The organism is Pseudomonas sp. 3HC3 (genome assembly GCF_044904505.1).
Lineage (GTDB): Bacteria > Pseudomonadota > Gammaproteobacteria > Pseudomonadales > Pseudomonadaceae > Aquipseudomonas > Aquipseudomonas putida_Y.
In genome coordinates, this window is sequence record NZ_JADDRH010000004.1 from 92,187 (window position 1) to 103,489 (window position 11,303).

Below are 11,303 nucleotides of genomic sequence, written 5' to 3' on the forward strand. Positions count from 1 at the left end.
GATACGGTCAGTTTCATGAGTAAAAAGGACGCCTACAGCCAGGCGGGCAAGACGGCAGTACTGCAAAACATCCAGGGCACATTGCAGTTCCTGCAGCGCTTTCCGCCGTTCAACCAGATGGAGCACAGCCACCTGGCCTTCTTGGTCGAGCAGTGCCAGCTGCGCTTCTACGCCTGCGGTGAAAGCATCGTCAAACCTGCTGACGGGCCGGTCGAGCACTTCTACATCGTCAAGCAGGGCCGCGTGGTTGGCGAGCGCCAGCATCTGGCCAAACCGGGTGTCGAGACCACGTTCGAGATCACCAGCGGCGAGTGCTTCCCGCTGGCAGCCCTGCTGGGTGAGCGGGCAACCCGCACCGAGCACCTGGCCGGTGAAGACACCTTCTGCCTGCAACTGAACAAGGCCGCATTCATCCGCGTGTTCTCGATGTCTGAAGTGTTTCGGGATTTTGCCCTGCGCGGTGTCAGCAGCCTGCTTGATCAGGTCAACCAGCAAGTACGCCAGCGCGCTGTGGAAACCCTTGGTACCCAGTACTCGCTAAACACCCCTCTGGGTGAACTGGCCATGCGTCACCCGGTGGTGTGCAGCGCCGATACGCCCCTGCGCGAAGCCGTGCGGCTGATGCACGAGCAGCAGGTAGGCAGCATCGTGGTGGTCGACCCGCAACGCTACCCCATCGGTATCTTCACCTTGCGCGACCTGCGCCAGGTGGTGGCTGCAACAGATGCCGACCTGGGCGCCGCCATCGACCGGCACATGACAGCCAAACCGTTCTACCTCCCCCCCCAGGCCAGTGCCTTCGATGCCGCCATGGCCATGACCGAGCGGCATATTGCCCATGTATGCCTGGTAGAAAACGGACGCCTGTGCGGAGTGGTTTCCGAGCGCGACCTGTTCTCACTGCAACGGGTCGATCTGGTTCACCTGGCGCGCACCATACGCCATGCGCCACGCCTGGATACGCTGGTCTCGCTGCGCGGTGAAATCAGCCAGCTGGTGGAACGCATGCTGGCCCATGGCGCATCGTCGACGCAGATCACCCAGATCATTACCTTGCTCAACGACCATACCGTGTGCCGGGTCATCGAACTGGCCTTGGCCGAACGTGGCGACCCGGGCGTGCCGTTCAGCTGGCTGTGCTTTGGCAGCGAGGGGCGACGCGAGCAGACCCTGCACACCGACCAGGACAACGGCATCCTCTTCGAAGCGGTCGACAGCGCCGAGGCCGACGCCATCCGCGCTCGCCTGTTGCCGCTGGCGCAATACATCAACCAGTGCCTGGCCCAGTGCGGTTTCACCCTGTGCATGGGTAACGTCATGGCCGGCAACCCAGAACTGTGCCTGTCGCGCAGCGAGTGGGCGCGGCGCTTTGCCGGTTTTGTTCGCGAAGCCAGCCCGGAGAACCTGCTGGGTTCGACCATCTACTTCGACCTGCGGGTGGTTTGGGGTGACGAGCAAGGTTGCGAGAAACTGCGCCAGGGCCTGCTGGCACAGGTAGCCGACAACCGCATCTTCCAGCGCATGATGGCTGACAACGCCCTGCGCCAACGCCCTCCGGTGGGCCGGTTGCGCGAGTTCGTGCTGACCCGCCAGGGCAACGACAAGGCGGCGACCCTCGACCTCAAGGTCCAAGGCCTGACGCCCTTCGTCGATGGTGCCCGTTTGCTGGCCCTGGCCAATGGCATAGGTGCCTGCAATACCCTGGAGCGCCTGCGCCAACTGGTGGCCAAGGGTGTGATCGAGCCGTTGGACGGCGCCGCCTATGAAGAGGCCTACCACTTCATCCAGCAAACCCGCATGCAGCAGCACCAGCGCCAGGTACGCGACAACCTGCCCTATTCCAACCGGCTCGACCCGGACAGCCTCAACCACCTGGACCGGCGCATCCTGCGCGAGTCCCTGCGTCAGGCCCAACGCCTGCAAAGCAGCCTGGCCTTGCGGTACCAGTTGTGAGCCTGTTCGCCTGGCTGCGCCCCAGCGCGCCCGAACTGGACCACACCACACGCCAGCGTCTGGCGCGGATGCTCAAGCCCGTGCCGCTGGGGGTATGTACCCTGCGCGAGCAGCGCTGGGTGGTGCTGGACCTGGAAACCAGCGGGCTCAACCCCAACCGTGATCAGGTGCTGTCGATCGGGGCGGTGGCCATCGAAGACGGTGCCATCGACTTTGCCCAGCAGTTCGAACGCACACTGCACCGGCCTTTGCAGAAGACCAACGCCAGCGTACTGATCCACGGCTTGGGCCCCAGCGCCCTGGCTGCCGGTTGCGACCCGGTCGAGGCCCTGCTGGATTTACTCGACTTCATTGGCAACAGCCCGGTGCTGGCGTTTCACGCGCCATTCGACCAGCGCATGCTGGCGCGTGCGCTGAAAGAGAGCCTGGGGTACCGCTTGCAGTCGCCATTCCTCGATATCGCCGAGCTGGCGCCGATGCTCAACCCCGACACAGTGCTGCGCGAGGCCGGGCTGGATGACTGGGTAGCGCGGTTTGGCTTGCAGGTTGAAGAGCGCCATCATGCCAGTGCTGATGCCCTGGTGACCGCAGAGCTGGCGCTGATCCTGTTCAGCCAGGCCCGGCGCCAGCAACTGGACAGCCCGCTGCAGCTGGAGCAACGGTTGCGCGGGTGGCGACGGCGCAAGATTCAGAGTCACGGTTTGTAGGAATTGAGTGTTGTAGTGCCTATCAGCCTTTTCCATGATGGCAATCCGATAAGCGTCCATTGCACCCACCCCCTCCCCTCTGCCACAATCGCGAATAATTATCGTTAGTTAATGCATTCGTTCCGGGGGGACGCTGCTTGTCTTCTGCACAGAGCCCACACGCCGATCTGGTCGGTGCGTTATACCGCGACCACCGCGGCTGGCTGCTCGCCTGGCTGCAACGCAGCATGGCCTGCCGCCAACGTGCTGAAGACCTGAGCCAGGACACCTTCGTGCGCCTGCTTGGTCGTGAGCAACTGGACACTCCCCGCGAACCCCGCGCGTTTCTGGCCGCCGTGGCCAAGGGGCTGATGTTCGACTACTTCCGTCGCGCCGCGCTGGAACAGGCCTACCTGGCCGAGCTGGCATTGATCCCTGAAGCCGAACAGCCCTCGCCAGAAATGCAGCACCTGATCCTTGAAGACCTCAAAGCCATCGACCGCCTGCTCGGCAAGCTGTCGAGCAAGGCTCGCGCGGCGTTTCTGCACAGCCGTCTGGACGGCATGGGCCATGCCGAGATTGCCGAGCGCCTTGGCGTTTCGGTATCACGGGTGCGCCAGTACATCGCCCAAGGCATGCGCCAGTGCTACGTAGCCCTGTACGGGGAGCCGACGTGAGCAACGTCCCGGTTTCGTCCCGGGTCCTGGAAGCCGCGATTGCCTGGAAACTCAGCCTCGGCGACAGCAGCGGCACGCCTGATGAACGCAATGAATTCATGCGCTGGCATGCCGCCAGCGAAGAGCACGCACGTGCCTGGCGCCAGCTCGGCGCCATGGACCAGCGCGTTAGCGCGGCGGCTGGCCCGGCACGCCAGGCGCTGCTGCAATCGCGCGCCAGCCTGCGGCGGCGCATTGGCAAGGTTGGCGGCGGGCTGGCCGGCACGTTTCTGCTCGGCGCGCTACTGGCATGGAGCGGCGCGCCGTCGCTGGCACCCAGCTACTGGCTGGCCGACCAGCGCACCGCCACGGGTGAATTGCGTACCTTGCGCCTGGAAGACGGCACACTGCTGAGCCTGAACACCCACACCGCCGTGGACATCGACTATGCCGGCGCGCAACGGGTGATTGTGCTGCACCAAGGCGAAATCTCGGTCGAAACCGGCCACCAAGACCCGCGCCCGCTGCTGGTACGTACTGAAGATGGTCGCTTGCGGCCACTGGGCACGCGCTTCCTGGTGCGCCGCGAAGCCGGCGGTACGCGCCTGGAAGTGCTGCAAGCCTCGGTTGCCGCCATGCCGCATGACAGCGGCGACGAACAGGTGCTGCGCGAAGGCCAGCAAGTGTTGATGAACGCCAACGGCCTCGGCCAGGTTGGCACGGTGCCCGCCGGTGCCGATGCCTGGACCCGCGGCATGCTGGTGGTCGACAACGTACGCCTGGGCGACCTGCTCGCCACATTGGGCCAGTACCGCAGCGGCTACCTCGGGGTGGATGCCAAGGTCGCCGACCTGCGCGTGACCGGCAGCTTCCCGTTGACCAACACCGACCTGGCGCTGGCCTCGCTGGTGCCGGCGTTGCCGGTGAAGATCGAGCGACATACCCAGTGGTGGGTGAACGTCACTTCCAAATAGGCCCGGCCTGCTGGCCAATTTCCACCTGCCGATCACCGTTGCCGCCGCCACCGTATTCGCGGGTAAACCCGCTCCTACCTCGGTGGTGGGCACACATCAGGGTCGTCGTAGGAGCGGGTTCACCCGCGAAGAGGCCGGGCCTGCTGGCCAATTTCCACTAGCCGTTCACCGTTGCCGCCGCCACCGTATTCGCGGGTAAACCCGCTCCTACCACGGTGGTGGGCACACATCGGGGTCGTCGTAGGAGCGGGTTCACCCGCGAAGAGGCCGGTGCTGGCAAAACCCATTTTAAATAATTCTCAATATTTTTCAGATTCACCCTGTCACTTTTCAGATCTCGCTCGGCAAGGAAGCAGCAAGCACTTACCCGTCGAGGAACCGCCGCATGTCCCGTGCCGTTGATCATATCCTGCGCCCCAGCCTGGTGGCCCTGGCCATCGGCCTGGCTGCCCCGCTGACCAGCCCTGCCTTGTTCGCCGCCGAGCAATCCACGTCGCGCGCCTACAACCTGCCCAGCGCGCCACTGGCCACCACTCTCAACCAGATCGCCAGCCAGGCCGGCATTGCCTTGGCCATCGACCCGGCACTGGTCAGCGGCCGTACCTCGGCCCCGGTCAGCGGCCAATACGACGGCCTGGGCGCACTGCAAGCCGCCCTGAGCGGTACCGGCCTGCAGTTGCAGCAGAGCAGTGCGGGCAGCTACAGCCTGGTGGCCGTGCCGGATGGCACCCTGGCCTTGCCGGAAACCACAGTCAATGCCACCAGCGCCAGCGAAAGCGCCTGGGGCCCGGTTGAAGGCTACATGGCCTCACGCACCGCTGCTGGCACCAAGACTGACACGGCTCTTGTAGAAGTCCCCCGCTCCATCTCTGTCGCCACCCGCGAGCAAATGAAAGATCGTGGTGTACACAGCCTGGATGATGCAGTGCGCTACATGCCAGGTATCGTCTCCGCCAGCTTCGGCAGCGATACGCGGTATGACTGGATGCGCGTGCGCGGCTTCGAGCCAACGCAGTTCCTCGATGGCCTGCCGCTGCCCCGCGGCGTGTACGCCAACCCGAAAGCCGAAACCTGGAACCTCGACCGCCTCGCCCTGCTGCGCGGCCCGGCCTCATCGATCTACGGCCAGACCCCACCTGGCGGCCTGCTGGACATGGTCAGCCGCCGTCCGCAAGCCGAAAACGCTCACGAAATCGAGCTTCAATACGGCAGCGACAACCATCGTCAGATCAACTTTGCCAGCACCGGCAAGATCGACGATGAAGGTCGCTTTCTCTATGGCGTCAGCGGCGTTATCCGTGACAGTGGCACCCAGATTGACCACATTGACAACAAGCGCTACAACATTGCCCCAAGCCTGACCTGGAACATTGACGAAGACACGACGCTGACCTTCCTCAGCCAGTTCACACGTGACGATACCGGTGCCACCAGCCAGTTCCGGCCCATCCAGGGCACCAAGATCGACATGCCATTCGGCAAGATCTCGCACCACAAGAACCTGGGTGACCCGGATTACGAGTTCTATGACCGCACTTACTACGCGCTGGGGTACGCCTTCGAACACCGCATCAACGACGTCTGGCAGTTCCGCCAGAACCTGCGCTACACCAAGTCGGACCTGTCGTTCCAGACCATCACCCCTGGCAGTTACAACAAGAGCTCGCCGCCGGTGCAGGACGATGGCACTGTCAGCCGCATGTCCACCAACACCGATGAAGACATCAGCCAGTTTGCGGTGGACAACAACTTCCAGGCGGACTTCGCTACCGGGGACATCGACCACACGCTGTTGATCGGCCTGGACCACCAGCGCATCAACACCAACTACCTGTCGATCTTCGACTTCACCGTGCCGGACAGCAACGTCAACAACCCGGTCTATGGGTTGCCGATCACTCGCCCGGATCGCTCGACCGCGTTTTACGACTACAACCAGAAAACCCGTCAGACCGGCCTGTACGTGCAGGACCAGATGGCGCTTGGTAACTGGCGCCTGACCCTGGGCGGTCGTGAAGACTGGGTGCATACCGGCACCAAGTTCTTCAACCAGGGCGATGCCACCAATACCCAGCGGGACAAGAAGTTCAGCGGCAACGCAGCCATCAGCTACGTGTTCGACTCGGGCTTCGTGCCGTACCTGTCCTATGCCGAGTCGTTCCAGCCGTCCAGCAATGCCAGTGTGTCGGCCTCGGACTCGTTCAAGCCCACCGAAGGCAAACAGTGGGAGCTGGGCGTGAAGTATCAGCCGCCGGGGTCCAACACCCTGTTGTCGGCAGCCGTGTACGACCTGACTCAGAAAAACGTCTCGGTCACCAACACGGTCGGTGGTGTGACCATCACCAGCCAGACCGGTGAAGTGAAAGTCCGCGGCCTTGAGCTGGAAGCGGTTTCCGATGTGACCGACAACCTGAAGGTGATTGCCGCCTACACCCTGGCCAAGTCCGAGGTGCAGGATGGCGATTTCAAAGGTAACCGCCTGCAACTGATGCCTAACCAGCAAGCGTCCATCTGGGGCGACTATACCTGGCACTCGGGCGTGCTTGACGGCTTCGGCATCGGCCTGGGCGCGCGTTATACCGGCAATACCTACGGCGACCAAGGCAATACCTACCTGGGCAAGGCCAAGGCCTACACCGTCTTCGATGGTTCGGTGCATTACGACCTCGGTCGCCTGAACGGCAGCCTGAAGGGCGCGTCGGTCGCGATCACCGCCACCAACCTGCTGAACAAGGATTACCTCTCTACTTGTGACGCGTACTACTGCTACTACGGCGATGAGCGCAGCGTTGTCGCCAGCGCCACTTACAAGTTCTGAGTGAGCTGGGGCCGCCCTGCGGCCCCGGGTTCCAACCGACAACAATCGGTACCGTATGAAAAGCCCCACCATCCGCCGCTGGTCCTTGATCCACACCTGGAGCAGCCTGGTCTGTACCCTGTTTCTGCTGTTGCTGGCAGTCACCGGCCTGCCGCTGATCTTCCACCACGAACTCGAACACCTGCTAGGCGACGCCCCCGAACTGCGTGAAATGCCGGCAGGCACCCCGCACCTCGACCTGCAGCAACTGGTGCTCAAGGCCGAACAACATCGCCCCGGCGAGGTCATGCAGTACTTCGGCTACGATGAAGACGAGCCCAACGGCGTGGTCGCCATTACCGCCGCCACCGCCGGCACCGACCCCAACCTGTCGCACACCTTCATGCTCGATGCTCGCACCGGCGAGGCGGTGGCCATGCCGGCCGCCAACGGCGGTTTCATGATGGTGATGCTGCGCCTGCATGTGGACATGTTCGCAGGCCTGCCGGGCAAGCTGCTGCTGGCCTTCATGGGCGTATTGTTCATTGTCGCCATCGTCTCCGGCACCGTGCTCTATGCGCCATTCATGCGCCGCCTGGAGTTCGGCACCGTACGCCACAAAAAATCCCGCCGCCTGCGCTGGCTCGACCTTCACAACCTGATCGGCGTGGTCACCCTGGCCTGGGTATTGACGGTAAGCGTGACCGGGGTAATCAGCGCCCTGTCCGACCTGGTCATCGCTGCCTGGCGCAACGACAGCCTGGCTGCGATGGTTGCCCCCTACCGCGACGCCCCGCCGCTCGTCGAGCGCGCCCCAGCCACTCGCCTGCTGGACATTGCCGAACAGGCCGCGCCGGGCATGCGCCCGGACTTCATCGCGTTTCCTGGCACGCGTTTCTCCAGCGAGCACCACTATGCGGTGTTCATGAACGGTGCCACCCACCTGAGTTCGCACCTGTTCACGCCGGTACTGATCGATGCTCGCACCCTTGCAGTGACTGCGGTAGGCGACCGTCCCTGGTACATGGATGTCATGGGCCTGTCGCAGCCACTGCATTTCGGCGATTACGGCGGGCGACCGATGCAGATCCTCTGGGCGTTACTGGACGTGCTGACAATCATCGTGCTCGGTAGCGGCCTCTACCTGTGGTGGGGCAAGCTGCGCAAACCCAGGGAGGCGCGCGCATGAGCCACAGGTCGCAAGCCACTGCACGCCTCTTCGCCTGGCCAGCGTTGATTGCCCTGCTTGGCTTCCTGGGCCTGTTCGCTGCGCTGCTCGGCGACGGTGGCTGGGACGTTCTGGCATGGGCCGGCCTGGGCTTGCCGGCCCTGCTGAGCCTGCGCGGGCTGCTCTGGCGGCGGGGGCGCTAGCCCGCTACCACCACGCAACCGCAGGCATTGCCAAGCATTGGGTTTTCCTCAACCAAGGAACCGCCCCATGCGCCCCCTCGAACAACTGGAACAGATCGACCGACAGATCGGTGACCTGCTCGACGGCCTCCCGACCCTCGACCTTCAACACCCCATCAACCCCGACACACGCACCTGGCTGCACGGCGAACTGGCCAGCTTCTGGACCACGGCCGATGAGCAAGGCGAAAACCCCAGACAAAAGCTGCTGGCACTGCGCAAGGCGCTGATGCTGGCCGAGGTTGAGTTGCGCCTGGGAGACCAGACCTTGGCCAATGGACCGGCCGAGCAACTGCGGGCCTGCCTGGAACAACCGCTACCCTCGCAACGCAGGCATCTTCCACTGGCCAGCAGGCCACAGGTCTACCGCGTGCTGCTGGAAGGCATACGGCCCAACTGGCGCAGCTACCTGCCAGGCACACTGATCATCGTTGCCGGTACCGCCGAGGGCCACATGCTCACGCCTCAGGATGCCGCAGGCGCTGCCTTGCTGTGCAGCCTGTCACAAGGCATCGAGGCCTTCGACTCCCTTGCCGCACTGCACCTGGAGCTTTGCGAACGCCTGGAAGACCCACTCCAGAGCAGACCGCTGCTGCATCTGTACACTGACACGCAGGCGGACCGCGCTCGCCGGTCACAGCGCCTGCGCTATGACTGGTACGCCGACAGCCTGCTGGAGGCCCAGATCGACAGCGTGATAGAAGCCCAACGCCAACGCCTGAGTGACACCGGTTTGTGGAGCAACGGCTCACCAGACCAGCACACCCGAATACATAAAGCCCTGGCGCTATGGCACGAAGTCGGCGCCAAACCCACCCTGCAAACACGCTACTCCCAATTGCTTGAGAAGAACCTGCCCAACTGGCTGCGCAATACACCTGCGCAAGGCCTGAGCCATATGATGCAGGCAATGCAAACGCTGGTAGCAATCGCCGAGCAGGCTGCTGCCCCGGGAGTGCTGAGCCTTAACGACTTCAAACAACGCAATAGCCTGCTGGCCTGGGCCAACGCACGCCTTCGCGAGCGCCTGAGCCATGAACTGGGGTACGACACAGATCCTCGCGAAATCAAAATCATCATCGTGCGCGCCCGCCGCACGGGCGCCATCATGCATCCCTTCGCCCTCTCGTCCTATGTCACCTATGTAGGCATGCGACGCGTGGGCCACGAGATGGTGGAGATGGTCGAGGAAATCAACACCCTCGAAGAGATCGCCCTCAAGAACTTGCCGTGGTTCGCCACCGACTACTGGCTGACTGCCCGGGTGATCCACGCCCACGACAAAGCCATGCCCGCCGGGCTCACGCCGCAGTATGTCAAGCACATGGTCCGGGAACTGAACGTGGGTGACAGCTACGCAAAATACCTGCACACCCAACTCATCAGTTCCAGAGCGGGCAAATGGCGCCTGACTGCGCACAGCAAGGTCAACCGTGCACGCATGCACGCTGAAGCAGTCAAGGCGCGCTATGCCGGACACTTTGGCGAAGACCCTTTCGAACATGGCTACAACTGGGTGCGCGCAGTGCTGGACCAACCACACAATGCCTTGCGTGCGCCGGTAGCAGGCTACCCGGTCACTGTTCGGCAGTTGAACATCATGGGCCATACCTTGCAGGGCGTGCTTCTGCTCAACAGCACCCCGTACAAGTCTCCGGCATGCGTGCTGTACACCCCGGATGCCCCGGACCGCAGGGCCTGGCGCCGGTTTCGCACGACCCGCGAACTGCTTCGCACATTGCGCCAGCAGCCCAAGTTGAAAGCATACGTGGCCCAACGCCTGCCATTGCTGCCTGCTGCTACGGTGCAGCGGCTACTGGACAAGGGACGCATGAGCACACATCTGAAAACGCCCGAGGTCAAAGACGACCTTTTCTTCGTCTACTACATGGCCGAGGCTCGGGCGCTGATCGCCCAGGCCGATGCCGACAGCATGACGACCAAGGAGGTGAACGCGGAATCGGTGATGGCGTTGAGCTGGCGCTTGCTGGACTTCATCAGCCTGCTGCTGCCCAACCGCGCGTTGCTGGTACTGTCGATCGGCCGCATGGCAATCGATATCTGGGATGGCGCCGAGGCCTTCAAGCAAGAGGATGTGGAAGGGGTGATGCGGCATGCCTATCAGGCGCTTAGCCACCTCAACGATGCGGGTACCAGTTTTCTGGGTTCCAGAGTGCTACGCCGATCGCTGCGCGGGATGCCCAAACAGCCGCCACTGCCGCTGCCCGCACGCGTCCAGGCGCAACCGGACAGCAGCAGCCTGCGCTATCGCATAGACGGTATCTACGGTGAAGGTGTCTACGAGCAAAGCTCGGCGTTTGGTGGGCAATCGCTGTACTTCGTCAAGGACAACGACAACCGCTATTACCGGGTCAGCTTCGACGGCTACCGCTGGCGGGCCATCGACCCTGACCAGCCAGATGCCTATCTGCAGCAACCGCTCAGACGCAAAGCCGACGGGCAGTGGGTGATCGACTCACCGGTGCTCTGGTACGACGGGTTGCCCGACCTGAAGCAATTACTGCAGGACTGCTATCTACAAACGCCTGCGGCCGGCCTGCCGGTAAACATTGAACAAGGGCTTTTTCAGGCTGACGATCAGCTGTACCTGGCGCTCGAGAACGGACAGTTACCTGTGCGCCGCCACCTGCTGCCGGATCATTACCACTTGCAGATTGCCATCGCCAGCAACGCCAGCGTGGTGCCGTGGGCGGTGCTGCGCCACGAAAACGGCCATTGGCTGATACGCGTTCGCCAGGCAGGGCGCAGCAGTGACTGGCTGACACTGCCAGATCAACCACCGCCGGCCCACTGACAGCGGAGCCGG

8 protein-coding genes are annotated in these 11,303 nt (G+C 63.2%); all 8 read left to right on the top strand.

Features of this window, described 5'->3' with window-relative positions:
• Positions 1–15 precede the first annotated feature (15 nt).
• The 8 genes from INQ47_RS09405 (at position 16) to INQ47_RS09440 (ending at position 11,291) form a co-directional block, all read left to right on the top strand.
• A complete protein-coding gene (locus INQ47_RS09405) occupies positions 16–1,953 on the top strand; it encodes a putative nucleotidyltransferase substrate binding domain-containing protein (RefSeq protein WP_252460761.1) in 1,938 nt (645 codons plus the stop codon).
• Positions 1,950–2,660, top strand: a complete 711-nt coding sequence (locus INQ47_RS09410; protein ID WP_404701564.1) for a PolC-type DNA polymerase III — start codon at positions 1,950–1,952, stop codon at positions 2,658–2,660. The genes INQ47_RS09405 and INQ47_RS09410 overlap by 4 nt, the downstream gene beginning before the upstream one ends.
• A gap of 137 nt (positions 2,661–2,797) precedes the next feature.
• On the top strand, positions 2,798–3,316 hold the full coding sequence (locus INQ47_RS09415) for an RNA polymerase sigma factor (protein ID WP_252460763.1): 519 nt from the start codon (positions 2,798–2,800) through the stop codon (positions 3,314–3,316).
• A complete protein-coding gene (locus tag INQ47_RS09420) occupies positions 3,313–4,269 on the top strand; it encodes a FecR domain-containing protein (protein WP_404701565.1) in 957 nt (318 codons plus the stop codon). The genes INQ47_RS09415 and INQ47_RS09420 overlap by 4 nt, the downstream gene beginning before the upstream one ends.
• Positions 4,270–4,654: 385 nt before the next feature.
• Positions 4,655–7,087, top strand: a complete 2,433-nt coding sequence (locus INQ47_RS09425) for a TonB-dependent siderophore receptor (protein WP_404701566.1) — start codon at positions 4,655–4,657, stop codon at positions 7,085–7,087.
• A gap of 55 nt (positions 7,088–7,142) precedes the next feature.
• Positions 7,143–8,255: a PepSY-associated TM helix domain-containing protein gene (locus tag INQ47_RS09430; protein WP_404701567.1), complete on the top strand. Its 1,113-nt coding sequence runs from the start codon at positions 7,143–7,145 to the stop codon at positions 8,253–8,255.
• Complete coding sequence (locus INQ47_RS09435) at positions 8,252–8,437, top strand: hypothetical protein (RefSeq protein WP_011953272.1); 186 nt, start codon at positions 8,252–8,254, stop codon at positions 8,435–8,437. Before INQ47_RS09430 ends, INQ47_RS09435 begins: the two co-directional genes overlap by 4 nt.
• A 67-nt stretch (positions 8,438–8,504) precedes the next feature.
• Positions 8,505–11,291, top strand: a complete 2,787-nt coding sequence (locus INQ47_RS09440; RefSeq protein ID WP_404701568.1) for a dermonecrotic toxin domain-containing protein — start codon at positions 8,505–8,507, stop codon at positions 11,289–11,291.
• Positions 11,292–11,303 lie beyond the last annotated feature (12 nt).